General features: G+C 49.3%; 23 protein-coding genes. 13 read left to right on the top strand and 10 right to left on the bottom strand.

The genetic code is table 11. The features are described from left to right. Positions 1 to 39: 39 nt before the first annotated feature. Positions 40 to 1,836, bottom strand: coding sequence for a Mur ligase family protein (locus B0181_RS07245; protein WP_172462091.1), 1,797 nt, complete (start codon positions 1,834 to 1,836; stop codon positions 40 to 42). A 2,714-nt stretch (positions 1,837 to 4,550) separates the two neighbouring features. Here B0181_RS07245 and metN point away from each other — a divergent pair. The 5 genes from metN (at position 4,551) to B0181_RS07220 (ending at position 9,915) form a co-directional block, all read left to right on the top strand. After that, positions 4,551 to 5,600 carry a methionine ABC transporter ATP-binding protein MetN gene (gene metN / locus B0181_RS07240; protein ID WP_078276838.1) on the top strand — a complete coding sequence of 350 codons (1,050 nt, stop codon included), beginning with the start codon at positions 4,551 to 4,553 and terminating at the stop codon, positions 5,598 to 5,600. Positions 5,601 to 5,616: 16 nt separating this feature from the next. Further along, positions 5,617 to 6,279 (top strand): methionine ABC transporter permease, encoded by a 663-nt coding sequence (locus tag B0181_RS07235; RefSeq protein WP_245953204.1) that lies wholly within the window; start codon positions 5,617 to 5,619, stop codon positions 6,277 to 6,279. 205 nt (positions 6,280 to 6,484) lie between these two features. Continuing rightward, complete coding sequence (locus tag B0181_RS07230) at positions 6,485 to 7,318, top strand: MetQ/NlpA family lipoprotein (RefSeq protein WP_078276836.1); 834 nt, start codon at positions 6,485 to 6,487, stop codon at positions 7,316 to 7,318. Between the two features lie 273 nt (positions 7,319 to 7,591). Next, the gene (gene nhaC, locus B0181_RS07225) at positions 7,592 to 8,977 is read left to right on the top strand and encodes a Na+/H+ antiporter NhaC (protein ID WP_425452013.1); all 1,386 of its coding nucleotides are present in this window, start codon (positions 7,592 to 7,594) and stop codon (positions 8,975 to 8,977) included. A 239-nt stretch (positions 8,978 to 9,216) separates the two neighbouring features. Beyond that, the gene (locus B0181_RS07220) at positions 9,217 to 9,915 is read left to right on the top strand and encodes a hypothetical protein (RefSeq protein ID WP_078276834.1); all 699 of its coding nucleotides are present in this window, start codon (positions 9,217 to 9,219) and stop codon (positions 9,913 to 9,915) included. Positions 9,916 to 10,268: 353 nt separating this feature from the next. On the opposite strand, the gene B0181_RS07215 is transcribed toward B0181_RS07220, so the two are convergent. The 4 genes from B0181_RS07215 to B0181_RS07200 all read right to left on the bottom strand — a co-directional run bounded on the left by B0181_RS07215 (position 10,269) and on the right by B0181_RS07200 (position 14,227). Beyond that, positions 10,269 to 10,595 carry a protein tyrosine phosphatase family protein gene (locus B0181_RS07215; protein WP_078276833.1) on the bottom strand — a complete coding sequence of 109 codons (327 nt, stop codon included), beginning with the start codon at positions 10,593 to 10,595 and terminating at the stop codon, positions 10,269 to 10,271. A gap of 340 nt (positions 10,596 to 10,935) precedes the next feature. Continuing rightward, positions 10,936 to 12,666: a SulP family inorganic anion transporter gene (locus tag B0181_RS07210; RefSeq protein WP_078276832.1), complete on the bottom strand. Its 1,731-nt coding sequence runs from the start codon at positions 12,664 to 12,666 to the stop codon at positions 10,936 to 10,938. Positions 12,667 to 12,791: 125 nt separating this feature from the next. Next, positions 12,792 to 13,184, bottom strand: coding sequence for a hypothetical protein (locus B0181_RS07205; protein ID WP_078276831.1), 393 nt, complete (start codon positions 13,182 to 13,184; stop codon positions 12,792 to 12,794). A 122-nt stretch (positions 13,185 to 13,306) separates the two neighbouring features. Continuing rightward, positions 13,307 to 14,227, bottom strand: a complete 921-nt coding sequence (locus tag B0181_RS07200; protein WP_078276830.1) for a LysR family transcriptional regulator — start codon at positions 14,225 to 14,227, stop codon at positions 13,307 to 13,309. Positions 14,228 to 14,427: 200 nt separating this feature from the next. Here B0181_RS07200 and B0181_RS07195 point away from each other — a divergent pair, with 200 nt between their 5' ends. The 3 genes from B0181_RS07195 to B0181_RS07185 all read left to right on the top strand — a co-directional run bounded on the left by B0181_RS07195 (position 14,428) and on the right by B0181_RS07185 (position 16,459). Further along, positions 14,428 to 15,453: an alpha/beta hydrolase gene (locus B0181_RS07195; protein ID WP_245953205.1), complete on the top strand. Its 1,026-nt coding sequence runs from the start codon at positions 14,428 to 14,430 to the stop codon at positions 15,451 to 15,453. 111 nt (positions 15,454 to 15,564) lie between these two features. Continuing rightward, complete coding sequence (locus tag B0181_RS07190) at positions 15,565 to 15,906, top strand: cyclophilin-like fold protein (protein WP_078276852.1); 342 nt, start codon at positions 15,565 to 15,567, stop codon at positions 15,904 to 15,906. 1 nt (position 15,907) lies between these two features. Further along, entirely contained in the window at positions 15,908 to 16,459 is a 552-nt protein-coding gene (locus B0181_RS07185) for a sugar O-acetyltransferase (RefSeq protein ID WP_078276828.1), read from the top strand. Between the two features lie 36 nt (positions 16,460 to 16,495). Here B0181_RS07185 and B0181_RS07180 read toward each other — a convergent pair whose 3' ends face one another. After that, positions 16,496 to 16,921, bottom strand: coding sequence for a glutathione S-transferase C-terminal domain-containing protein (locus B0181_RS07180; RefSeq protein WP_078276827.1), 426 nt, complete (start codon positions 16,919 to 16,921; stop codon positions 16,496 to 16,498). An 8-nt stretch (positions 16,922 to 16,929) separates the two neighbouring features. Between B0181_RS07180 and B0181_RS07175 the strand changes: the two genes are divergently transcribed. After that, complete coding sequence (locus B0181_RS07175) at positions 16,930 to 17,559, top strand: DNA-3-methyladenine glycosylase family protein (RefSeq protein WP_078276826.1); 630 nt, start codon at positions 16,930 to 16,932, stop codon at positions 17,557 to 17,559. 145 nt (positions 17,560 to 17,704) lie between these two features. Here B0181_RS07175 and B0181_RS07170 read toward each other — a convergent pair whose 3' ends face one another. Both B0181_RS07170 and B0181_RS07165 read right to left on the bottom strand, forming a co-directional pair. Next, entirely contained in the window at positions 17,705 to 18,031 is a 327-nt protein-coding gene (locus tag B0181_RS07170) for a BolA family protein (RefSeq protein ID WP_078276825.1), read from the bottom strand. Positions 18,032 to 18,142: 111 nt separating this feature from the next. Beyond that, positions 18,143 to 18,952: a M48 family metallopeptidase gene (locus B0181_RS07165; RefSeq protein WP_078276851.1), complete on the bottom strand. Its 810-nt coding sequence runs from the start codon at positions 18,950 to 18,952 to the stop codon at positions 18,143 to 18,145. A gap of 274 nt (positions 18,953 to 19,226) precedes the next feature. Here B0181_RS07165 and B0181_RS07160 point away from each other — a divergent pair, with 274 nt between their 5' ends. Both B0181_RS07160 and B0181_RS07155 read left to right on the top strand, forming a co-directional pair. After that, positions 19,227 to 19,406, top strand: a complete 180-nt coding sequence (locus B0181_RS07160; protein ID WP_078276824.1) for an oxidoreductase-like domain-containing protein — start codon at positions 19,227 to 19,229, stop codon at positions 19,404 to 19,406. Then, positions 19,403 to 20,641: a BaiN/RdsA family NAD(P)/FAD-dependent oxidoreductase gene (locus tag B0181_RS07155; RefSeq protein ID WP_078276823.1), complete on the top strand. Its 1,239-nt coding sequence runs from the start codon at positions 19,403 to 19,405 to the stop codon at positions 20,639 to 20,641. Before B0181_RS07160 ends, B0181_RS07155 begins: the two co-directional genes overlap by 4 nt. 53 nt (positions 20,642 to 20,694) lie before the next feature. Here the strand turns inward: B0181_RS07155 and aat are convergent, their stop codons facing one another. Together aat and trxB are read right to left on the bottom strand one after the other, a co-directional pair. Then, on the bottom strand, positions 20,695 to 21,501 hold the full coding sequence (aat, locus tag B0181_RS07150) for a leucyl/phenylalanyl-tRNA--protein transferase (protein WP_249024907.1): 807 nt from the start codon (positions 21,499 to 21,501) through the stop codon (positions 20,695 to 20,697). 103 nt (positions 21,502 to 21,604) lie between these two features. Next, positions 21,605 to 22,549 (bottom strand): thioredoxin-disulfide reductase, encoded by a 945-nt coding sequence (trxB, locus tag B0181_RS07145; RefSeq protein ID WP_078276821.1) that lies wholly within the window; start codon positions 22,547 to 22,549, stop codon positions 21,605 to 21,607. Positions 22,550 to 22,760: 211 nt separating this feature from the next. On the opposite strand from trxB, the gene B0181_RS07140 reads away from it, so the two are divergent. Both B0181_RS07140 and B0181_RS07135 read left to right on the top strand, forming a co-directional pair. Beyond that, positions 22,761 to 23,099: a hypothetical protein gene (locus B0181_RS07140; RefSeq protein WP_143821580.1), complete on the top strand. Its 339-nt coding sequence runs from the start codon at positions 22,761 to 22,763 to the stop codon at positions 23,097 to 23,099. 235 nt (positions 23,100 to 23,334) lie between these two features. Beyond that, positions 23,335 to 26,487 (top strand): DNA translocase FtsK, encoded by a 3,153-nt coding sequence (locus B0181_RS07135; RefSeq protein ID WP_078276819.1) that lies wholly within the window; start codon positions 23,335 to 23,337, stop codon positions 26,485 to 26,487. The last annotated feature ends 9 nt before the right edge of the window (positions 26,488 to 26,496 follow it).

The following is a 26,496-nucleotide window of genomic DNA, read 5'->3' as shown; positions in this document are numbered from 1 at the left end:
AAATTATTCTGTAAATCCTATCACAATCCGACTTGACATTCAACTTTTCTCAAGCACCTCCCGCCCAATCTCAAACCGCTCTTTACTGTTTGCCGCCCCTAAAATAATGGCAAAATGCAGGCGGTCGGCTTGTTGCCAGTGTAAAATCAGGTTTGAGCCGACACCGACTAAGTTGCCTGTTTTGAGCCCTTTGAGTTTGGGGTATTCTTTGAGCAAAATGTTGGTAGAAGCCCAATTTTTGCCGTGGCGGTGAAAGGCGGGCTTGGCACACAGCTGGCTGAGCGTAGGGTAGTGCTGGACAAAATGCTCGGCTAAAATCACCAAATCATAAGCGGTGGTGCGGGCGTGTTTAAATTCCAGCCCTGATGAGCGTGTCCAGTGTGAATGTGTCATACCCAGCTTTTGGCTCAGCTGGTTCATCTGTTTGACAAAGGCAGCTTCATTGCCAGAATGCCAGCGTGCCAGCAGGTGTGCAGAGTCGTTACAGCTTAAAATCAGCATCGCACTGAGCAAGTCAAGCAAAGAAACCTGCTCGTTTGGCGTGAAGTATTGCCTATGCTGGGGCAGCTGATGGGCAAAGGCAAGGCAGTGCTTGGCTGGATTGATGCCGTGTGCGTGGATTTTATCCCAAATCAGCATTGCGGTGAGTAGTTTTGAGAGTGAAGCGGGGTTTTTAGGTTCATCGGCACGCTTGGCAAATGTGATGTCAAGCGTGCCGTTTTTTATTGTGGATTTTGACGCAGGGCTATTGGCAAGCAGAATTGCCGCCGCTACACTATTTTGGCTGGCTGGCTGGCTGGCTGGCTGGCTATTTTCTGCGTTTAAAGGCTGAAATACCCCTTCCAAGCCAATGCCGTGCGATGCTTTAATCAGCACGGTATCGCCTTGTTGCAGTACGTCTGCCAAGGCGGATTTTAGCTCGGCGCGGTTGGCAAAATGTGCCAGCGTTGGGGTGGTGCTGTCGTTTGCCCAGCGTGCTTTTAGCGTGTCAAACGTTGCTCGGCTGGCATCGCCCACCAGCAGCACGCAGCGTGCGGTGTGGGTGTGAATATGCTCGGCAAGTGCTCGATGGTAATGCTCACTGTCTGCACCCAGCTCCAGCATATCGCCCAAAATCAGCACCTTTTGCGTGCTTGCCGCTGGGTGGTCGGCAAAGGCGAGCAGGGCGGCTTGCATAGAAATTGGGTTGGCGTTGTAGGCATCGTTAATCACGGTGATGGTTTTGCCTGCGTGTTCGGCGGTGAACTGATTGCCACGCCCCTCCACAGGGCGAAATGCCGAAAGTGCGGCTAAAATTTTCGCCAAATCCAAGCCTTGCTTTTTGGCGATGGCGATGATGGCAAGGGCGTTTAGCATAAAATGCTTGCCCAGTACGTTCAGACGCAGCTCCAGCGTCTCACCAAAGGCAGTGATTTTGCCTAAACCTTGCGAATAAGACAGCAAGCGAACGTCAGCATCTGGGTGTTCGCCATAGCTGATGAGCGTGAGCTGTTTTTGCTGGGCGGCTTGGGCAATCAGCTCAAACTGGGCAATGTCTCGGCACACCACGGCAAGGGCGTTTGGCTGCATTGCATCAAAAATACGAGATTTTTTGAGTGCCACGGTGTCTAGGTCGTGGTGATATTCCAAATGGGCAGCGGCGATGTTGGTGATGATTGCCACATCAGGCTTGGCAAGCTGGCTGTTGAGCGACATATTGCCAATCGCCATTTCCAGCACCCAGTGTTTTGCCGTCTGTGCCATACCTGCCATATTCCACGCAATGCCGATGGGCAGGTTGGCACTGCCTTGGGTTTGGGTGGTTTTGCCCACATTGCCTAAGGCGGCAGACAGCATTGCCACGGTGGTGGTTTTGCCTGCACTGCCTGTTACGCCATACACCCCCCTGATAGGCGGTACGGGCAAGGCGGGCAACATCAAGCGTGGCTTGGCGTACGTTATTCACCGCAAGCACTGGCACGCCCAAGTTTTCATACTTCTCTGGCTCGTCTGTGATGATGGCACTGGCACCTTTTAGCACAAAGGATTTCACCGCCGCAAATGGCAGATAGCCTGTACTCATCGCCTTGCCACGAGCCACCACGATATGCCCTTTGACAAAACTTTTTGGGAAAATAGACAGCCCTGTCGCACGCCAATTTGCCTTAGGTGCGATATGCCATTTGCCAGCGGTGGCGATGGCAAGATTTTCTGCGGTGAAGGCGTTGTCTTTGGCTTCGGCATCTGTCAGGCTTTTTGGGTAGCGGTTTGAGCTGAGCAGTTCGTGATAATGTACATAGCCCGACAAATAATGCTCCACATCGTCAATCCGTACACGAAAGGCGTGATGACGGATAAAAAATCCGTGCAAAATGCGGCGTGGGTTGGCAAAGTGCATCGCCATTTCTGGAAAGAAAAAGCCATTCACCAAATAATTGGCACGCGTGTGTAAGGCACGATAAAACGCTGGCACATCAAAGCCTTTTAGCACGTCTTGATGTTCTGGAAATTCGTCCAGTTTTAAGAGCATTTTATGAAATGCCATACACAGCTCAAGCAATGTCGGGAAAGTGGTTAGGCGATTTTGGATAAAATTCAAATAACCTTTGACATTATCCACGGCAAACTGAAAATAGCGGCGTTCAGGCTTGTAGCGAATCAGCTCGTTTGAGCAATAAGACAGCCAATGATCGTGGGCTTTTTCGTGGTGGTTGGCGATAAAAAAGTCAAACGCCTTTTCTACGCAAGCCAGCCAGCGTGGGTCTTGGGTTTCGCCATACAGCCGCATCAAGCCAAACGCCGCTTCGCCGTCATAATAAATGGTGCGTGTTTTTTCTTTTACCGCAAGGGTTTCGCCATCTAAAATATGCACAAAACCGCCGTCTGCGGTTTGCATTGCCACAATGCCGTTTGCCAAGCGTTCGCACAATGCCAGCAGCGACAAAGAGCGGTCGGATTTGCCAAAAATTTGCACATATTTCACCATCGCCAAAATCGCCACGGCATTTGCACCGAGTTTGATTTCGTTGTTAATTTCCAGCACATAGGATTTATCGTCATAATCTTTCACAAAATGAGCGATGAAATAATCCAAAGATTGCTCGACTTGCTGGCGAATGTTTGCCAAATCGGCAGTTTGCAGACGGCTATTACTGATGGTGTGTGAGATGGCGTGTGGTTTGTTTTGCAGATTTTGACAAAGCTCCAAGCCTTCTAGCAGTGCGTACAGACTGCTGGCGTGGCGAAGGGTGTTATAAGTGGGAATCGGCTTGTCAAAACAAGGAAACGAGCCATAGTCAAACAGCCCGTCCGCTTTGATTTGGCGGCTTAAATACTGCGTGCTAAGGGCGATAAGTTCTGCCGTTTGCCCAGCGTTTAGATCGGCAAGTCTGCGGCGACCGTGCTGGCGTGGCAGCGTGGATAGCGGCACGCACGTTTGGGTGCTGGTGTCTAAAAACACGCCAGCGGTGGTAAAGGTAATCACAGGCAAGCCGTCTGCAAATTGCGGCATTTGCTTGGACGAAAAGCGGGCTTTGATGTATTTTTCTAGGTTGGCTTGATTGATGCCAGCCAAGGCTTTATCCGCCCCTTGGTATAAGGCGGCGTGGCTGTTTAGCTCCATTTCTGTCGCCATCAGATAAGGCGATGTAATGCCACGAAAAGCAATCCCTGAGCGAAAATAATTGCGTTTGTATTTGGCAAGCTCATTGGGCAGATTGCCCCAAGTGGTGTGTTGCTCGCTCACCACCCATTCCACTTTCAGCCAGCAGACAGGTTCATCAAAATGACGAGAAAGTGCGGTGATTTTTTGGCTGATTTTCTCGCCCACCGCTTGCCAGTCATCGGCTTGCAGTTCATTGGCGTCAAAAAACACGCTGGCACTTTTGGCACGTTTTTCGCCATTGCCAAGCGAAATCAGCAAAATATCTTTGAGCGATTGTAAGCTGTGCTGCTGTTTGTATAGCGCGTGGATTTTAGGAAGATGGGTTTGGAGGAGTTGGTTCATAAGAATGTGTAGGTTTGTCAGATTGTTTTGGGCTATTGTACCTAAAAATTTAAAAAAATGTAGTGGTGTTTTGTTTCTATTGGTTGATGGTTTACAAACTTTTGGTTTGCAAGGTTGACGGCTTGGAGTGAATAAAGTGAAAAATTCAATATTCAAAATGCGATTTGTCGTATGAAGTGTTGGGTTATGCTTCGCCAACCCAACTGACGGACGCCGCAAAAACTAACATTTTAGGCTTGGCGTGGTTTTTCCGTTCGCCCTGAGCTTGTCGAAGGGTGAGCGTGGCGAAGACTTAAACCTAAAAACCGCCATAGTTCGACAAGCTCATCACGAACGGTTTTTTAAACGGATTTAATGAGTTGTCTTTAAAAACGTTGGGCTACGCTTCGCCAACCCAACTTACAACCCCAAATCCCTACAATCCACCCCCACAACCCCAAATCACACTTATTCCCCATTTGCATAAGCTTTGTGCAAATTTCCCAAAAACCACACCCCAAACCGTGCTATAATACGTCATTTATCTTTTAAATCATTCATTTAGATTATTCATACCATGACCCCCATGATTCAACTTTCAGGCGTGAGCAAGGTGTTCACGACCCAGCGTGATGGCAAAACGGTGGAATTTAGCGCGGTTTTGCCAACCGATTTGACAGTCAATCAAGGCGAAATTTTTGGCATTATCGGCTCGTCAGGCGCAGGCAAATCCACGCTGATTCGCTGTGTGAATTTGCTTGAGCGTCCCACGACAGGGCAAGTGGTGCTGGACGGTCAGGATTTGACCACGCTCAGCGATGGCGAGCTGGTGGTGGCACGCCGTCAGATTGGTATGATTTTTCAGCATTTTAATCTACTGCATTCACGCACGGTGTTTGATAACATCGCTTTGCCGCTGGAGCTGTCTGGCACACCCAAGGCGAAAATCACCGAAAAAGTGTCGCAGCTGATTGGGCTTGTGGGCTTGACGGGCAAAGAAGACGTGTATCCTGCCAATCTCTCAGGCGGTCAAAAGCAGCGTGTGGCGATTGCGCGTGCGCTGGCGAGCGACCCAAAAGTCTTGCTGTGCGATGAAGCCACGAGTGCGCTGGACCCTGCCACCACGCAGGCGATTTTGGCGCTGCTTAAAAAAATCAACCGTGAGCTTGGCATTACCATGCTGCTCATCACGCACGAGATGGACGTGGTGAAGCGCATTTGCGATAAAGTGGCGGTGATTGACCAAGGGCGACTGATTGAGCAGGGTTTGGTGAGTGAGATTTTCGCCAATCCGACCACGCCGCTTGCCAAGGATTTTATCGGCTCTACGTTTCATTTGTCGTTGCCAGATGCGTATTTGGAAAAGTTGTCTGCCGAGCGCACGTCAAGCCACGCACACCCTGTGATGAAGTTTGAATTTACGGGTAAGTCGGTGGATTTGCCGCTGTTTTCGCAGGCGACCAAAAATTTTGGCGTGGAATTTAACATTTTGACATCGCAGATGGATTATGTGGGCGATGTGAAATTTGGCTTTACCATTGCTGAAGTGATTGGCGAGCAGACCGCCACCATGCAGGCAAGCGAATTTTTACACGCCAATGGCGTAACAGGGGAGCTTTTGGGCTATGTGGGCTGAACTGTACCAAAATTTTATGAACGAGCTGACACCGCAAATGTGGCAGATGGTTGCCAAATCCACTTGGGAGACGGTGTATATGGGACTTGCGTCTACCGCAATTTCGGTGGCGGTGGGCTTGCCGATGGGGTTTTTGGCGTTTTTGACGGGTAAAGACCGCCTACTTGCCAATAAGCCTTTGTTTGAGCTTTTGGACGTGGTGATTAACGTTGGGCGTTCTGTGCCGTTCATTATTTTGCTGATTATTTTATTGCCCGTAACCAGATTTTTGGTGGGAACAAGCCTTGGGACGACAGCGGCGATTGTGCCTTTGGCAGTGGCGGCAATTCCGTTTTTTGCACGCCTGACCGCCAATGCGCTTGCCGAGATTCCAACAGGACTGACCGAAGCCGCCAAATCCATGGGCGCAACACGCTGGCAAGTGGTGTCAAAATATTATTTCCCTGAAAGTCTGCCAATTCTTATTAACGCCATGACCATCACGCTCATCACGCTCATCAGTTATTCAGCGATGGCTGGCGTGGTGGGTGGCGGTGGTCTTGGCAACCTTGCCATCAGCTATGGCGAACACCGTGGCATGGTGTACGTCAAGTGGATTGCGACCATCATCATCGTGGCATTTGTGATGATTTGCCAAAAATTGGGCGATATGCTGGCGGCAAAATACGACCATCGTTGATGATTGGCGGCGCGTTTTGCCAAAACGTGCGATAATAGAGCCTTGATATTCCAAAAAGGAATAAAGTTTTGCGATAATATTGCGCAAATAATGATAGGCTTTTGTTAAAATTTATGCTTTAATAGTTAAGTTTTCTCACTCTTTTTCGCTAGGCGTATGGCTTGGCGAGTGTTAAGATTTTTTCCAACCTTAAAAAGGATTGATTATGCAACTTCGTAAATTTTTCGGTCTGTGCGCATTGTCAGCAAGCATCGCTTTGGCTGGCTGCGGTGGCAACAAACAAGAACAAGCGGCAGCACCTGCTGATGGCGCGGCAGCACAAACCATCAAAGTGGGCGTGATGAGCGGCCCTGAGCATGCGGTGGCGGAAGTGGCGGCAAAAATCGCCAAAGAAAAGTACAACCTAGACGTACAATACACCGAATTTAACGACTACGCCATGCCAAACACAGCGGTGTCTACTGGCGAGCTTGACGCAAACGCTTTCCAGCACAAGCCATACTTGGACAAAGACAGTGCTGAGAAAAACTTGGACAATCTAGTCATCGTGGGCAATACTTTCGTGTATCCTTTGGCTGGCTACTCTAAGAAAATCAAATCTCTGGACGAGCTGCAAGACGGCGCAACTGTGGCGGTGCCAAACGATCCATCAAACTTGGCGCGTGCGCTGATTTTGCTTGAAAAACAAGGTCTTATCAAGCTAAAAGACAACACCAACCTATTCTCAACATCGCTTGACATCGTAGAAAACCCAAAAAATCTACAAATCAAAGAAGTGGATACTTCTGTGGCGGCACGCGCGCTTGATGACGTGGAGCTTGCAGTGGTGAACAACAACTACGCAGGACAAGTGGGTTTGACCGCTGATGATGGCGTGTTTGTGGAAGACAAAGACTCGCCATATGTGAACATCATCGTGGCACGCAGCGACAACGCTGAGTCTGAAGCAGTGCAAAATTTCGTGAAAGCTTTCCAATCTGACGAAGTAGAAGCCGAAGCAAAAAAACAATTTAAAGACGGCGTGGTAAAAGGCTGGTAAGTCTTGCCTGACTGCTTTAGCTAAGTCTGTATTTTACAAAACCCAATCTTGTAAGGATTGGGTTTTGTTTTTTGGTGTGGGTTTTGGTTTAGGGTTGTTTCTTGGTTTGTTACGCTTCGCTCACCCAATTTGCCATTCGCCACCAACCCAATCTACACCGAGCCGATAACTACTTTACCAACCCAACTTACAAGTTGCAATTTATCACCAAAGCGTTACAATAGAGAGTTTGGCGATGTTGCCATTTTTGCTGATGATGAGCCTAAGGAGCGTATGATGGATAGGCCAGTGGTTACGATGAAGCCTGTAGAGGCTTTGTGCTTTGCGGTGGCGATTGTCGCACTGATGGGCGTGATGATGATTGGGCTGGGCTGGGTGCCGCAGCTGGCGATTGTCGTGGTTTTGGGCGGTTTGTTTTTATTTGGTGCGATTAAAAAAGTACCATTTTCCGCCATGCAAGCGCACATGGCAGGCGGCGTGATGAGCGGCATTGGCGCGATTTATCTGTTCTTTTTCATTGGGCTTTTGGTGGCGGCGCTCATGATGTCTGGGGCGATTCCAACCCTGATGTATTATGGTTTTGATTTGGTTTCGCCAAGCCTGTTTTATTTGTCGGCATTTGTGCTGACCTCGGTGGTGGGCGTTGCGCTGGGCAGCAGCCTGACGACTTGCGCAACGCTTGGCGTGGCGTTCATTGGCATGGGTGCGGCATTTGGCGCAAATCCAGCCATCATTGCAGGTGCGGTGGTGTCTGGTGCGTTTTTTGGTGATAAGATGTCGCCTTTGTCGGACACTTGTAGCATTGCTGCGTCTGTGGTGGGTATTGATTTGTTTGAGCACATTCGTAACATGATGCACACCACTGTGCCTGCGTGGGTGATTACAGCGGCGCTGTTTTTTATGATGTCGCCAGATGGCGCAGGCGATTTGGCGGCAGTGGCGGCGTTTCGTGAAAATCTTTTGGCAAGCGGACTTGTCAATCCTGTGGCGCTGTTGCCGATCGTGCTTTTGCTGGTGCTGGCGATGATGAAAGTGCACGCCATTTATACCATCATGATTACCATTGCGGTGGCGATTGTCATCACTTATTTTGGGCTAAATCCGACCCTGAGCGAGCTGGGCGGTTACTTTTTCGCAGGATTTCAAGCGCCTGAATCGCTGGGCGAAGTGAGCAGCCTTTTGTCGCGCGGCGGCTTGCAAAGTATGTTTTTTAGTATGTCAATCATCGTGCTGGCGCTGTCTTTGGGTGGTTTGCTGAACGCTTTGGGGATTTTGCCTGCCTTGTTAGATGGCGTGCATCACCTTTTGACGAAGGCGAGCCGTGCGATTGCCGCTGCTGCTTTCACGGCTTTTGGGGTGAATTTGCTGATTGGCGAGCAGTATTTGAGCGTATTATTGACGGGCAACACTTTTCGTCCTGTGTACGAAGAGCTGGGCTTGCACCCAAAAAATCTGTCACGCACGCTAGAAGACGCTGGCACGGTCATCAATCCTTTGGTGCCGTGGAGCGTGTGCGGTGTGTTCATCGCTGAAGTGCTGGGCGTGTCGGTCATCAGCTATTTGCCGTATGCGTTTTTTTGCTATTTATGCCTGATTTTGACGCTGATTTTTGGCATGACGGGTTTTACCATCACCAAAATCACGCCAAAAACCGTATGACAGTGCAGGCAAATCACCACACCTTGAATGAATGTTCAAGGTGTTTTTTGTTGTAAAATCCGCTGGGCAAAACCCAATGGAGTAAATCTGATGGGTAAATTCGACAGCGTAAATTTGGCTTTTTGGGCAAATGTGCTACACTAAATCAATCGTGTGTTTTTGAATTTGGTTTTTTAAATCTTGACTTTGCAAGTTTTCATCTTTTTTTAAATCCGCCACTAAATCCATCAGAGTAAAATATGACCACTCATCATTCGTCAGTCGCCAAATTTTTTATCGCCGTGCAGCACTACATGGCAACGAGTGCTGTGTATGCGCTGGTTTTTGTGCTGAGCGTTTGGCTGTTTACTTGGAGCACAAGTTTTTTAAGTGCTAATGCGCCTTATGTTTGGATTGTCAGTGTGTTTGCGGCGCAGTTTTTAACCATGCTTATGATAGGCGTGATTTTTCCTGTGCGCCATGATACGCACGCCAAAGAAGGTACTATGTATCATAAGCTGGCGGCATTTGGTGTGTTGGCGTGGTTTTTTGGCAAAAGGGCGTTTGTGCTTTTGACGAATGACGCTTCGTCTATCGTGCTAAGCGCAGTGTTTACGGTGCTGAGCGTGGCGCTGCTGCCAATTTTTGTGGCGTATTTTCAGTACCATGCTGCGGACAACAAGGCGATAGCAAAGGGCTTGGGGCTGCTGATGGTAGCAGGCGTGGCGGACGTGGCTTTGACGGCGTTTGCTAATCGCTTTGGTGAAGGTATTTTGCCTGTGATGACGGCTGTCTTTTATGTGGTTTTTGCGTTGTCGGTGCTTATTTTTGTGTGGCTTGTGCGCCATTGCCAGCGTCCTATTTGGCTTGATGAAAATGGGGCGTTTTTGCGTGTGCTAAGGGTGATTTTGGCGGTGTTGGGCGTGCCTTTAGTGGCGGTGTTTTGGTGGTTGGGGTGATGGCAAGGAATTGATAAATTCAATTTGTGCATTAGATTAAATGGTGGTTTTGGGTTGGGCTAAAGAACGGTTTGCAAGTTGGGTTGGGTGAAACGAAAACCCAACATGGATTTAAAATTTGTTCTAAAATGCTGGGCTACGCTTCGCTAACCCAACTTACGACCTGTGAATTGGCGTGGTTTTTCCGTTTGCTCTGAGCTTGCCAAAGGGTCGAACTGACGAAGGCTTAAACCTAAAAACCATCAGGTTTAACAAGCTCACCACGAACGGTTTTAAAGATAACTACTTGATTTTGTTGGGTTGCGCTTACGCCAATCCAACCCATGATTTTTCCGACCACAAATCTATCTCAATCACAAAAGCCCGCTGACAATCGCGCTTTGATACAAACGCTTGGCACGTCCGCCAGTGGCGCAAAATACCATCACAGGCTGCGGCAAATCTTTCACCAAGGCGGCAAATTGCGCCACTGTGTCAAGGTGCAGGCTCTCGCCATCAATCGGCAAATGATGATATGCCAACTGTGCGCTGGCGGCACTTTGCTGCAAATCAGCGGCGGTGGGCTGATTGTCGCTTTCGCCATCAAAGCGTAAGTTAATCAGACTTTTAAAGCCAAGATTGGCAAGGGTTTGGCATTGATTTGGGTAGATTTGTTTGTACAAAGTGATTTCAGAGTGCATGGCGTTTCCTAATTTTTGTTTTTGATATTTGGCTGAATTTGATTTTGAGTGGCGGATTTGCAATGTGTGTTTTGGCTTGCAAATTTTTAAATCGCCTTAACTGAAAATTCATCAAAAGTGATTTGCAATGCGCTTATATTAGCGAAAAATTTGGGCGTGTGCAATTTCGTTTTGGCATAACCTTATGACAAAAATTGCAATTTTTTAGTCTGGTTATGCCGTTTTAGGATAACAAAGCTGGGAAAATTAGAAAACTTATGCCGCAAAGCCAAGCGCAAATCACGCAAATTGGTATTTTTACCGCTTTTAAAAACGATAAAAATCAATGGTCTATAATAAATTACAAACCGTGCCAATCTTCGCCCTTGGCTTTGAGCGTCTCTACGGCAGCTTGCGCGCTTAAAAACAGCTGACCTGTCAAGGCAGCGGTAACTGGGCTGTGCTTGATGATGTCCATCACAGGGCCTTTGACTTCGGCAAGGTGCAAGCGGCGCTCGTGTGTGGTAAGCTCGGCAGATAGGGCGATGAGCATTTCTTGGGCGGTCAGATCAATGTGATTAACCGCTGTCATCACCAAAATCACCTCGTTTGCGCGTGGGTGTTCGTGGCTGAGCGTCATGATGGTGCGATGGACGCTGTCGGCATTGCCAAAATACAGGCTTTCATCAATGCGTAAAATCAACAGATTATCAAAAGTGCGTGTCTGGTAGCGTTCAATGTTACGAAAATGCTCGCTGCCGCCTTTATGTCCGACCACTTGCCCAAGCACCGCCACACGCACACGGTGCGAGCGATAAATCATGGCAGCAAAACTGATAAGCAAACCCACCACAAGTCCCACATTTAGCCCAAAGGTGATGGCGGCGATGAAAGTGGCAAGAAAACTTACGGCATCGGCTTTATCGTGCTGCCATGCGCTTTTTAGGGTGCGCACGTCAATGAGCGACACCACAGAGCTGATGATGAGCGCGGCAAGCAGCGCATAAGGCAAGCCTGCCAAATATGCGCCAAACATTTGCAAAATAAACAACAATCCCAACGCACAAACCACCGAAGCCAAAGGCGTGCGTGCGCCCAAAGCGACATTTAGGCTGGTGCGAGATAAGCCGCCCGCCACCGCAAAACCGCCCGTCAAGCCGCTTGCGATGTTGGCAAAGCCCAAGCCCAAAAGTTCACGATTTGATGAAAAAGGCTGACTGCGCAGGCGTGCATAATTGCCAGCAATCGCCGCACTGGAAATAAACGCAATCAGCGCAATGAGCAAAGCTGACGGCAGTAGGGCGATGACGGTGCTGGGGTGCAAATCTGGCAAGGCAAAGTGTGGCAAATCAGTGGGCAGTGTGTCAAGCAGGCGAATGCCGAGCGCCGCCCAATCAAAGACGTGCGCCATGATGATGGCGGCGATGGCAAGCACGATGATGAATGCACGCTTGGCAAAGTCGGCAGCTTTACCCAAAAAGGCAAATGCCGATTTACTGCGATTAAGCAGCAGCACGCCCAGCAAGCCAAGCCCCAGCCAAGCAGTTGGCGCATGAATGAGCATCTGTGTGCCTGTGAGCGAGCGTGCCATGCTGATAAGGCTGTCGCCCATGATGGGCATACCGATTAAGGATTTGAGCTGTCCTGCGATGATGAGTAAAGCCGCCGCACTGATAAAACCTGCCGACACCCCACGAGAGACAAACTGCATGATCCAGCCAAGCCGTAAAACGCTTGCCAGCCATAAAACCACACCCACCATCAAAGCCAGCGTTACCGCAAGACTGACGTATTGCAAACTGCCTGCCGCATAGCCAGACAGGGCGCTTGACGTCATGATGGCGGTGATGGCAACTGGCCCAACCGCACTGACCGAGCTTGCGCCAATATAAGCATACACCAGCGTTGGTACGATGGCGGCATACAGTCCCATCACAGGCGGTAAGCCTGCCAAAGCCGCATAGCCTAGGCTTTGGGGAATGACAAGCACCGACATCATCACGCCTGCGCTGATGTCTGGCAGGGCGGATTTTGGCGATTGGATGAGTGCTTTAATCCAGTCAGGAAGCCAGTTTGAGTGTGGTGCGTGCATAATTTTAGTAAAAATAAAAATAACGGCTGTGGTGGCCGTTATTTTAAGGGATAGTAAGCGTTTACACAATGCCAGTTGCCATGCTGATTGACAATTTCGCAAGGCGGCTGTGAGCGTTGTGCTGATTACTGCTCGCCGTAGATTTTCACGCCATGCGCAAAGCCGCAGCCCTTTTGGCGTGCTGCGATGATCATTGCGTCATGCTCGCCATACAAGCGTGCTAGGGTGTTGGTTTTGGCGGCGCGCTGGCTGCTGCCTGTACCCATGCCGAAGCTGATGCTTGGGTAAATGCCGTGGCGACCACCTGTCAAGCCAATGCCAATGCCTGACGCAGACAGCGGCGTTTGCTGTTTTTGGGTGGCTTCGGCTGATTTTGTCACGCGTGCCACTTCGCTTTGTAGCATGGCGCAGTCGTAGCTTTGGTAGTTGGTTGGGTTGATGTATTGTGGGGCGATGTTGCCAGTGGTGGCACAGCCTGTCAAAGCAGCAACGGCTGCCACAGCAAGAAGTTTTTTCATAATAAACCTTATTTGTAAACCGCGCTTAACTGCGGTGTCTTGGGTAAAATTGTAAATTATAAACGGTATGGTTGGCACGCATTTATAAAAATTAGACGCATTGTAAAAGGTTGTGCGCATTTTTACAATTCGCTTTTGGTAATTTTTTGCAAACGTGCGCTTAAAATCTCCGCCAACACATCAAACACCACTTTTACCCGCACAGGCGTTACCGTGCGTTGCGGGCGGTAGAGGTAAATCTGCCAATTCGGGCGGGAAAGTTTGGGGAAAAGTTCGATCAGATCGCCCGTTTGCAAATACGGCTCGCACTGCCAATCCAGCAAAAAGCCAATGCCTAAGCCTGCCTGCACCAGTGGCAAAACCGATTGGTAATCGTTGGTGAGAGCAATTGGGCGACTTGGCGTGATTTGAATGTCGGTATTGAAATACCAGTTTTCCGCCCGTCCTGTGTTGTGGTCGATACAGCCGATCAGCGGAAAATCCGCTAAATCCTGCCAGCGTTTCGGCTTGCCGTGTTGGGCAAGAAAATCCGGCGTAGCAACGATTTTTTCGCGTGTCGAACCCACGGTTTTGACGATAAAGCGGTTGTCTTGCACCGTACCGATGCGTACGCCCAAGTCAATCTGATGCTCGACCACATTCAAACGCACCGTGTCTTTGCGTAAATCCAGCACCAAATCAGGATAGGCTTTCAGCCGCTCGCCAAGGGCTTGGAGAACGGCTTTTTCATTGGGCAAATCAGGAATGGTCAAGCGAACCACGCCAGCCATTTCATCGGCTAAATGCGAACGGCTCGGCACAAACAAGGCTTCGCTGTCGGCAAGCAGTTTTTGTGCTTTGGGCAAGAATTGCCTGCCAAAATCAGTGAGCTTGACTTGTCTGGTATTGCGTTGGAACAGTGCTTCGCCCAAATAGTTTTCCAGTTCGGAAATCACGCGTGTTACCACTGGTGCAGACACCGCAAGGCGGTTTGCCGTTTCTTTAAACTGCAAGGTTTCTGCAAGGGAGCAGAATACTCTTAGGGCTTCAAATCGATTTTGCATAGGCTTTTATTATTTCCAAATCAGAAATTTTAAAATTCATTTTTATAAATTGTATAGAAACGATAGAGTGATTACAATAGCCCAAGTTTAATCATCTTACATTTATCGGAGTACAAATGAAAAAAATCTTAAAAATGACCGCACTTGCGGCAGCCTTGGCCTTTTCAACAACCGCTTTAGCCAATATTGAGGTAACACCAATGAAAAACGTACAAACTGTAACTGTCAGTCAAGAATGGGACAAAACCTTTGCAAAAAGCGATAAGGTAGAACATCAAAAGGTCCAGTTCCGTAACCGCTTTGGTAATACTGTGGTGGGCGATTTGTATATGCCGAAAAATGCCAAAGGCAAACTGCCTGCGATTGTGGTGAGCGGCCCATTCGGGGCTGTAAAAGAGCAATCATCAGGCTTGCACGCCCAAACTTTAGCGGAGCGTGGTTTTGTTACGTTGGCGTTTGATCCGTCTTTTACTGGCGAAAGTGGCGGTGCGGTGCGTGATGTAGCAAGCCCTGAAATGTTTACCGAAGATTTTAGTGCGGCAGTGGATTTTCTCGGTTTGCAGGCTTTTGTCGATCGTGAAAAAATCGGCGTGTTGGGCGTGTGTGGTTTGAGCGGTATGGCAATCAGTGCCACCAGCGTGGATAGCCGTATCAAAGCGGTGGCAACCACGGCAATGTACGATATGAGCCGTTCGATGAGTAAAGGATATGAGGACTATTACACGCCTGAACAACAGCAAAAAATCATCAAACACATCAGCGAACAACGCTGGAAAGATGCTGAAAACGGCAATTTCGCCCTTGGCTGGCACGAGCTTGGCTTTGATGAAAACGGCAATGTGGCAACAGGCACAGAAGTGTTGCCGAAAACATTAGAAGCCAATGCCCCTGAAATGCTCAAACGCTTCCACGATTATTATCGCGGACGGGCGTATCATAAAAACGCCATCAACTCAAATAGTGCGTGGACAGCCACAACGCCGTATTCTTTCTTTGCGTTTCCGTTAATGGCAAATACTGATTTGCTCGGCGATAAACCTGTGTTGCTGGTAACAGGCACAAACGCCCATTCACGCTATTATTCTGAAGATGTGTACAAACAACTACGCACCCCGAATAAAGAACTATTGATTGTGGATGGTGCGGATCACGTTGATTTGTATGATAATTTAAACAAAATCCCGTTTGATAAATTTGAAGCATTCTTTAAAGCGAATTTGAAATAAGGCAAAGCAGGGGCGGCGAAGGCTGCTCCTGCCATTTTATTGAGAAAACATATGAAAAAAAGCATCTTTTTGTTGGGCTTGTTATTTGCCACTTTTGCCCACGGAGCCGCAATGAACATCAAAATTACCTTAGACAATCAAGTCGTTTCCGCTACCCTTGAAGACAACCCGACTTCGCAAGATTTCATCAAAAAACTACCGCTTGAGATAGAGTTGGAAGATTATGCCGGCAAAGAAAAAATCTTTTCTGTCGGCAAACTTTCCACCAAAAACGCCCCAAGCCGTTACCAAGGGCAAAAAGGCGATATTACCTACTACGCACCGTGGGGAAATATGGCGTTGTTTTACGGCACAGACAATCCAAACGCCAGCGGATTGATTTATTTGGGGAAAATCAACGGCGACATCAGCCTGCTCAAAAAAGCGAAAACCATTAAAATCGAGAAAAACTAAAATGCACGATTTCCCGCTCAACCAACTTCTTGCCAAAGAAAGCCCCGAATTTGCCGACATTCATCAAATCGTTGCTGAAAATCAGCCACTGTTGGCAAAACTCAAGTTTAAGTCTCTAAGTGCGGTCGAAATCCGCCAAGTTTTGGGCGAATTAACTCAATCTGAAATTGACGAAAGCCTTGTCGTCAACCTGCCGTTTTATTGCGATTTCGGCAGGCATTTGCGTATCGGCAAAAACGTCTTCATCAATATCGGCGCGACTTTTAGTGATGTGGGCGGTATCATCATCGAAGATAACGTGCTCATCGCTCCCAACGTTACGATTACCAGCGTCAACCACCCCCTCGATCCTGCCACACGCCGAGGGATTATCCTTGCGCCCGTGCGGATCTGCAAAAATGCGTGGATTGGGGCTAATGCCACGATTGTAGGCGGTGTTACCATCGGCGAAAATTCCGTGGTGGCGGCAGGTGCGGTGGTCACCAAAGATGTGCCTGCGAACACTGTAGTAGCGGGTGTGCCTGCGAGGGTGGTTAAGGAGATTGAGGCGTAGTTGCGAGCGGTTGGTTTTTTGAAAAATTTGCACCGCTTATCGCAATTCACGCCCAAACACCGCACACCCAAAGCGTTTCATATACTCAGCAATTTGCGGTTGGGCTTTGATAAAATCTTTCAACGCCCAATCAAAATCACAAGCCAGCCAGTTGGCAAATAATCCTGCGATGGTTGCGTCAATGGTGGTTGGTTCGCTGCCGAAAAAGAAATCTTTATCGCCCATAAATTGCAACACCGCTTCTACATCAGCTTGGGCAAAGGCGTAAATTTGCGCTTTTGAATGTCGCCCAATGCCATGCCCAATCATTTCTTGGCGGACGTTTTTACGCATTGCTTTCACAATCTCTGTTTTCACTTCAACGGGTACACCGCCAAACATTTCATTTAGCACAAAATCTTCGCCCGCTGGGTCAAGAAAATGGGCATACACGCCAGCCCAATAGGTGCGTTCTTCAAGCATGACACGAAATGCCTGAGCGATGGCTTGCTCATTGGTGGTTAAAGTGCGGTCAATATCTAGCGAGAAATGTTCCGTTTGTGGCGGCGCAAATCATCGGGCAAATGCTGTCCATTGCCGCTGGCGATACGCTGATTACTCGGCTTTTGGCGGTGTGTGCGGATAAATTTGCTCATGATGAGCGCATAGTTGATGGCAAGGCGGATTTGCTGTGCGCTCAGCGCCTTGCCAGACTGACGGTGAGGGAGCTGCGCCAAGTGGGCATTTCGCAAAGAAAAGCTGAATGTCTGCGCACACTTTCGCTGGCGGTGGTGAATGGTAAGCTGGATTTTGGCGAATTGCGTACGCTGAGAGATGATGAAATCGTGGCGCGCTTGACCGCTTTTCGTGGTATTGGCGGCTGGACGGCAAAGATGTATCTGTACAAAATTCACCGCCCAAATGTGCTGCCTTTTGAAGATGTCATTGTGCAAAATGCTTATAAATGGCTGTATCGTACGCCAAACGCTACGCCTGCCGTCATCAAAAAGCGCGCTCAAAAGTGGTCGCCTTATTGTTCGGTGGCGGTGATGTTTTTGTTTGCGGCAGCGCGGCGAAATCTTTTGGCAACGCCTGCGCCTTTATTAAAAGACTTGCCCTAAATTTTATGCGATACTTGTCAAATCATGGATAATTGCCACGAAGCCTTACCAAATCATCAGCGATGACAAAATCTTACCATGAATTTGGCGTAGGTTTACTGTAAATCCACCACAAAGATTTGACAAAAGTTTTAAAGCAGGCGATTTAACCCTTATTCTGCCCTGCGCAATTTGGGCTGTTTGGTGCTTGGGCGAGCGTCTGCCATTCGTCTGGCGTATAGGCGTGAATCGCCAAGGCATGTACCGTACCGCCATTCGCCATCAAAAACGGATTGGCGAGCGCATAAACAGCCTGATGACGTGCCGCCAAACGCTTTCCTGCAAATTCTGCGCTGACAATCACCAGTTTAAAATGACTTTCTTTGCCGTCAAAATAGCCTGCGTGCATATGGCTTTCGTTGTCTAGCGTCAGATGGGTTGGGTTTAGTGCGTTTAGGGCGTGGGTTAGGGCGGTTTGGGTTGGCTGTGTCATAGTTTGGCGTTTTGATTTTGAGTTTTTGGTAGGTTTAATGGCTGACTGATTGACGGCAATCACCGCCAGCCAGCCAGTTTTGAGTTGTGATTTAATCGGTCAGCCCAGCAATCAGCGTGTGGCGTTATACAACGGCAAGACCGTTGGCACAAGCTGCTGCAGGGCGTTAATGCGGTTTTGCGAGCTTGGGTGCGTGCTTAAAAATTGTGGTGTATTGCCAGTTTTAGAGCGTTGCATTTTCTCCCACAGCGTTACGGCAGCTTGTGGGTTGTAGCCAGCGCGCGCCATCAGTTCAAGTCCGATTTTATCCGCTTCAGCTTCGGCGGTGCGAGAATTTGGCAAAGTCAAACCAAGTGCGCCAGCCAAGCCTGCCAGTTGCGCTTGCCCTGATGACAAACCGAATGCCGATACCGCTATATTCAGTACGTTGCCTGTAACCATTTGGCGAGATGCTTTTTCACGGCTGTGCTCACGCAGGGCGTGCGCCATCTCATGCCCCATGATGGCAGCGATTTCATCATCGGTCAGATTCAGCTTTTCAATGATACCATGATAAAAAACGATTTTGCCGCCCGGCATGACGTAGGCATTGATGGTGTCGTCTTTGATGGCGTGGATTTTCCAATCCCAGCTTGGTGCGTCCGCACGATACACGGCGGTGTGCGGAATTAGGCGGTTGGCGATGCGTTTTAGGCGAGCAACCATTGCGGCATTTGTATCCAGTTTGCCTTCAGAGCGTGCTTGCTTGATGGTTTTTTGATAGGTTTCGCTAGATATCTGCATGATTTGATCACTGGACAGCAAAAGCAGCTGTTTGCGGTCGGCGCCCACCACGCCGCCTGTGGTTGTGCTGGCACAGCCAGTCAAAGCGACAGTGCCAGCAAGTGCGGCGGTCAGTAGGGTGCTGCGAAATTTTGACATAAAATAATCCTTTTTAAATGCGTGCTTGTGGGTTAAGGTTTGCTGATTTAGGTTGATTTGTAAATCAAAAAGTGGCGACACCACATTCATGCACGCTTGTTTTTACGATAAACCCCAATCATTATAAGTCATTGGCGCATAATAGCAAGTGGCAACTACAAAAAAGCACAGTCTTGACACTTTCGCCTGACACAGCGCAAAACTGGGTAAAACTGGCGAAATTTGTACAAATGGCGTACAATAGCGTTTATTTCATCATTGACAAATTAAGCGCATGACAGACCAAAACCCCATCGACATTCCGCCACCGCCAGAGCCACCAGAAAGCTACGAATGCTGCGACAGTGGCTGCGGTGAGTTTTGCGTGTTTGAAATTTACCGTGAGCAAAAAGCGCAGTACGATGCCAAATATGGCGAGCTGCTTAAAAAACTTGCCGAGCAAAACACGCCATGAGCGCCCAGCATTTTGACACCATCATCATTGGCGCAGGTGCGTCTGGGCTGTTTTGTGCCTTTCAGACGGCATTGTTTGGTAAAAGCGTCTTGGTGCTGGATCACGCCAATAAAGCAGGCAAAAAAATTTTGATGTCTGGCGGTGGACGCTGCAATTTCATCAATACGAATGTCGGCAGCGCCAATTTTGTTGGAGAAAATCCGCATTTTGTGAAGTCGGCATTGTCGCGCTACACCAGCGAAGATTTCATCGCTTTAGTGCAAAAACATGGCGTGGCGTACCACGAAAAAGGGCGTGGCGAGCTGTTTTGTGATAATTCATCTAAAGATATTTTAAATCTTTTATTGACAGAATGCCAAGACGCTGGCGTAAGTATTCGTCTAAATACCAGCATCACAGCCATTCACGCTGCCAATACTGATAATAACACCATGCCAAATTTCACGTTGGACGTGCAGCCCAAAGACGGCAAGGCGCATTCGCTCACTTGCCAATTTTTGGTGGTGGCGACAGGCGGCTTATCCATTCCCACGCTTGGGGCGAGCGGTTTTGGCTATCAAGTGGCGCAGCAGTTTGGACATCGCATTGTGCCGACTACTGCGTCATTGGTGCCTTTTACTTTCACCGATGACACAGGCGAGATGATTAAGTCTTTGGCGGGAATCAGCCTTGATGTGGTGGCAAAAAATGCGCGCGCCAGCTTTGCTTTGCCCATGCTGTTCACGCACCGCGGTTTGTCAGGGCCTGCGATGTTGCAGTTGTCAAATTATTGGCAAGCAGGCGAGAGCATTACCATCAATCTTTTGCCAGCGGCGGACGTAAAAACGCTGCTGCTCACCGCCAAAAAACGCACGCCAAAACAGCGTCTGCGCACAGTACTGGCGGACTTTTTCCCCAAAAAATTACTCACCGCTTTTGAAGCGCATTTTTGGCAAGCGCACAAAGACACCGAGCTTGCCAACATCAAAGACGAGACGCTTGTCAGCCTTGCCGAAACGCTTCACGCATGGCAAATCAAGCCTGCTGGCACCGAAGGCTACCGTGTGGCGGAAGTAACGCGCGGCGGCGTGGCGAGCGATGATGTGTCTGGCAAGACGATGGAAAGCAAGCTGCAGCCCAATCTGTTTTTTATTGGCGAAGTGCTGGACGTAACAGGCTGGCTGGGTGGATTTAATTTTGCGTGGGCGTGGGCAAGCGGCTATGCGTGCGCCCAAAGTATTGGTATGCGTTGGTAGGTTGGTCAAGAACTGAAACGAAGCGAAAAGTTGGGCGTTTAAAATTTGGCAATTTAAAGAAATTGCAGCAAATCCGCCACCGCCACTGAGGTGGTTGTTAAGCTGTTTTCCAAACCATTGCCCAAACTGTTTTCCAAGTCATTTTCTAACTCATTATCCGTACGATTTGCCGTCAAATCCACTGATGGCGTTGCGTCTTTTAAAAGGCTGTCCAATAAAAGTCGGCTGTCCAAGCCTTTGGCAGGCGTGCGCACCAGTTTTTCTGCATGTTTGGCGAACTGTGCGTGCGGTATGATGGTTGCGCCAAGGCTCATTAAATGCGGATTTTCCAGCTGGCAATCTATCAAGCCAATGCCTGCACGCTGCGCAAGACAGCTTAAGCCCCAAAAGGCGATTTTTGAAGCGTTTGAGCGTGCGTGAAACATACTTTCACCACAAAACAGCGCACCGATTTGCACGCCGTACAATCCGCCCACGAGTGCATCATTTTCCCAGATTTCCACGCTTTTTGCCACGCCAAGCTCATGCAAGGCGGTGTAAGCGTCAATCATCTCATCGCTGATCCAAGTGTCTGCGCACAGTGTACCATCAGTGGCTTTACGAGCGCCTGCGCAGGCGTGCATGACTTGGCAGAAGGCTTGGTTGGTGGTGAGCGTCCATGCGCTCTTTTTGGCGGTGCGCACGAGCGACTTGGCAGGCGTGAAAGCGTCAGGCGCAATCACGCAGCGCGACTTTGGATACCACCAGCAAATCGGATCGCCAGCGTTAAACCAAGGAAACACCCCGTTGCGGTAGGCGTTTAGCAAGGTGGGCGTGGTCAAATCCGCTCCAGCACCGATAAAACCGTGCGTGTCCGCCATGTCTTTTAGGGTAAAAAAGTCATAGACGGAGCGCTCGGCAAGCAGGTGCAAATCAGCCAAATCCAAAGGGCTTGCGCTGGTGGGTTTTGTCATAAAAGGCGTATCAGCTTGGCAAATTATCCAAATATTTCTCAGCGTCCAAAGCCGCCATACAGCCTGTGCCTGCTGATGTGATGGCTTGGCGGTAAATGTGGTCGGCCACGTCGCCTGCGGCAAATACGCCAGCCACGCTTGTGGCGGTGGCATTGCCATTTAGTCCGCTGTTCACCACGATGTAGCCGTCTTTCATTTCAAGCTGCCCTTCAAATAAGGCGGTGTTTGGCTTGTGTCCGATGGCGACAAACATACCCATCACGTCCAGCGTTTTTTCGCTGCCGTCTTGGTGGGTGATGACCACGCCGTTTACGCCCATTTCATCGCCCAGTACTTCTTTGACTTGCGAGTTCCATTCTAGGCGAATGTTGCCGTTTTTGGCTTTTTCAAACAAGTGGTCTTGCAAGATTTTTTCAGCACGCAAGCTATCACGGCGGTGTACCAGCGTTACTTCGCTGGCGATGTTTGACAGATACAAGGCTTCTTCTACAGCGGTATTGCCACCGCCGATGACGGCAACTTTTTGATTGCGATAGAAAAATCCATCACAAGTGGCGCACGCTGACACGCCTTGCCCCATGTATTTGCTTTCGCTGTCAAGTCCTAAATACTGTGCGCTGGCACCTGTGGCGATGATCAGCGCATCACAAGTATAAGTGCCGCTGCCGCCCGTCAAGGTGAATGGGCGCGCGCTTAAATCGGCAGTTTCAATGTGGTCGTAGATGATTTGCGTGCCAAAGCGTTCGGCGTGCGCTTTCATGTTGTCCATCAGCTCATTACCCGTCAAGCCTTCTTTGCCGCTTGGCCAGTTGTCAATGTCGGTGGTGGTGGTCAGCTGTCCGCCCACTTGCAGGCCTGTGATGATGACAGGATTTAGGTTGGCGCGCGCGGCATAGACGGCAGCCGAATAGCCAGCAGGGCCAGAACCAAGAATGATTAAACGATGATGAGACATATTAAGTTCCTAAGGTGGCGGTGATTGCGCTTTTGGCTTAAGGTTTGCCAAGCCAATTTGAGTTAAGCACAAGCACGTTTAAAAACGGTTTTAAGGATTAAGATTTTAAAGGCGCAAATCATAAAAGCGCGCCAAAACTGTGCTTATTATTAGGCTTGTGGTGTAAAAATGCAAGCGTGCGCCTAAGTTTGTGTCAAGATTTGCACCAAATTTGGCAAACATTCATCAAAACATTACCCAAAATCTGCGCAAAATCTATGAAAGGCGAGTAAAATTTTTGCCAACTGTGCGCCAAATCCGATATAATGTAGGGTTTGTTTGGTTTGAAGGTATTTGGCTTGCCGATAAAGCAACCAGCAAAGCGTGCCAGCAGGCAGTTTGTGGGCGGTGGGCGGATTGTGAATGGCGGATAAGTTTGTTTGATGGCAGATTTTCTAACGTTTTTTCAAAAATGCGTCCGTTAATTTGCCTAAAAACTTGCCAAAAAATCTGCCAAAATGTGCAGCATTGGACTTTTGGTAGCATTGACATTAAAGCACAGGCGATTTGATACCATCAAAAGCAGTATTTGAAAATTTTAATCGTGCAAGCCGCTAAAAGTCGCCAGTATCTTCAATAACCAGTATTTTAATAATTGGGCGCAACCATCGCAACCAAACAACTTTTTGCTTATTGCCAAATTGCTTATTAACAGATTTACTTCTAAACCTAAGCAAGCGCAACAAACCAACCAAAACCCCAATTAACAAAACCGCAACGCCAATTTATTTTTCAAAAAGCACACCATGAAAATTTTGCACCACGACACCACTTCTCAACTGCTTGGCAGATTGCCCATCATCAAACAGCTGGTTTTTAGTCTGTGTGGCGGGATTTTGCTGGGATTTTTGTTCATTTCGCTGCTGTCGTACAATCCTGCCGACCCAGCGTGGTCGCACGTTGGCAATGAGACGGCAGTGAGCAATGTGGGCGGACGTTTGGGAGCGTGGTTCGCGGATTTGTTGCGTGCGTTTTTTGGCTTGGGGGCGTGGTTTTTTGTGGTGGTGCTGGCGTATGAGCTGGCGCGCCTGTGGTGGAAGCGTGCGCCGATGGCGTGGGCGCTGCGGGTGTTGGCGTATGCGTTTTTGTCGGTGCTGATTAGCACGACTTTTGCGCACATTGGTTCGGTGATGGACGCGCCATTGCAATCACTGGGCGGCGTTACGGGCATGGAGCTACAAAAGAGCCTGCTTGGTGTGATGGGCGCACCGCTGACGACGGCGTTTTTGCTGCTGATGAGTTTGGTTGTGGCGACGCTGACCTTTGATATTCGTTGGGGTTCGGTGTTTGCAGGCGTGATTGCATGGATCAGCGATAAGAAAAAAAGCAGCGATGAGGCTGATTTTAATGAAGCGCTGGACGAGCCAGCGGCGGACGATTTTGAGCCTGCAGAGCTGACGGTGGTGTCGCCACAGCGCACCGAATACCAAGCGCACAATCACGATGGCGCATTGGCGAGCTTTTTGGCGCATTCTGGGCTGCGTGAAGATTTGATGGCGCAAAAGCAAGCGGAAGCGGACGAAGAAGCACGCCAAGCTGAGCAAGCCGCCGTGCCACTGCACGAGCCGCACGTTTCGCCTGAATATGAAGTGGCGCAAGATGTGCAAGCGGACGAGTATGTGGACGACAGCCAAGCTGGTTTTGATGACGTTGGCGATGATTTTGGCGATGACTTTGACGGTGTAAGCGCAGCCGATGAGCCAAATTTGACAACGGATAATACGCCAGTCAATGCCACGCAGCCAAATCAATCAGCAAGTGAGCGTTTTGCGCACATTGCCGCAGCAGCAATGAATGTGGCGGACACTACTCATCAGCCAAGTATTTCCCAGTCAAGCGTTTCCCAGTCAAGTATTTCTCAGCCAAATGCGTCACAAGTAAGCACGCCACAGCCAACTGCTCAACTGACAAATGCTGAGCAGGGCGCACAGCAAGATGATTGGCAAGTGGCAAATCAAACGGCAAGCCAAACGCTAAGCTATGCCCCAAGCCCAGCCGAAATCAATACGCAAGCTGCCCAAACCAAAAGCCAAACAAGCCTACACGAAGAAGCCTTTGCTGGCGTGGATTTTGCGCATTTACAAACGCCTGCTGACGACGCATGGGCGAGCGAAACTGCGAATAATACAGCAAACGACACCGTAAGCGATGTGGCAAGTGAGCCTGACTTGGCGGATAATGCTGATGACATGAACGACATCACACCAGCTGCGCCGAGCGTGGCAAATGTACCAAATCCAGCCGTGCAAAACCAAGCCGTGCCAAGCCAAGTTGCGCCAAGCCAAAGCGCACAATTAACAAGCGACACACCAGCGCAAAACACGCCAGCACGGCCAGCGCCACGAGCCAATGTGCAGACGATTGAAGAGCTTTTGGGCGCAAAACAAAATGCAAAATCGCACGCCTTTAACACGCTAGAATACCGCATGAGCCTAACGCCTGTGCCAGAGCTGAGTTTGCTTGACCCTGCGCAAAATAAGCAGGTGGTTTATACCCAAGATGAGCTTGCGCAGTTGTCGGAATTGCTTGAGATTAAATTGCAGGAATTTCGCATTCAAGGCAGCGTGGTGAGCGCAAGCGTCGGCCCTGTGGTAACGAGTTTTGAGGTGGATCTTGCTCCGGGTGTGCGTGTGGATAGCGTCATGCGCATTGAAAGAGATTTGGCGCGCTCGCTGGCGATGGAGTCTTTGCGTGTGCTGGATTCTATTCCCGGTAAGCCGTATATCGGCATTGAAGTGCCAAACCGTAAGCGTCAAACGGTGAAATTGATTGAGCTACTAGAAACCAGCGATTATAAAGACCCCAATGCAGGCATCAGCATGGCGATTGGCGTGGATACGTCTGGCAAGCCGATCATCGCTGACCTTGCCAAAGCGCCGCATATGCTCGTTGCTGGTACGACAGGTTCTGGTAAGTCGGTGCTGGTGAACTCACTTATCATGTCCATGCTGCTAAAATACACGCCTGATGAGCTGCGCTTGCTGTTTATTGACCCTAAGCAAGTGGAGCTGATGGTGTACAGCGAAATTCCGCACCTGCTTACGCCTGTGATTACCGACATGAGCGAAGCGACTGCCGCTTTGACGTGGTGTGTTACCGAGATGGAGCGTCGTTATAAGCTGCTCAGTATGTTCCGTGTGCGCCAGCTAAAAGACTACAACGAAATCGTGAGCCAAGCCATCGCTGACGGTCGTCCGATTTTAGACCCATTGCATAGCCCAGATGATTCGGTGAGCGACATTGTGCCACGTTTAAAACCATTGCCAAAAATTGTCGTGGTGGCTGATGAATTTGCCGATATGATCATGCAAATTGGCAAGCCAGCCGAAGAGCAAATCGTGCGCATTGCCCAAAAAGCGCGTGCGGTGGGTATTCATCTGATTTTGGCAACGCAGCGTCCTGTGGCAGATGTGGTAACAGGTTTGATTAAATCAAACGTCCCAAGCCGTGTGGCACTAAAAGTGAACGACAGCCGTGATAGTAAAATCGCCATTGACACTGGCGGTGCGGAGAATATGCTGGGTCATGGCGATATGCTGTTCTTAGGCCCCGGTAAGCTCAACCCAGAGCGTGCGCACGGTGCGTACGTTACCGACCAAGAAGTGAACCGTGTGGCGGATGCATGGCGTGAGCGTGGTGTGCCTGATTATATTGATTTGTCTGAAAGCTACACCTTTGAAGGCGAAGGCAGCGGCAATACCAGCACCACAGCCGCCAGCGATGAAGAGATGATTCCGCAGGCGTATCAGTTTTTTACAGAAACGGATAAAATTTCTATTTCTGCGCTGCAACGCCGCTTTAGCATTGGCTACAACCGCGCGGCGCGTATCGTGGATTTGATGGAAGAGCAAGGCTACATCAGTCCTTCAATCAGTGGCAAGCGCCATCTTTTGCGCTAAGGTTTTGCT

Source organism: Moraxella caviae (assembly GCF_002014985.1).
Lineage (GTDB): Bacteria > Pseudomonadota > Gammaproteobacteria > Pseudomonadales > Moraxellaceae > Moraxella > Moraxella caviae.
Note: the sequence above shows the minus strand (reverse complement) of the source record. Positions and strands in the feature narration are given on the sequence as shown.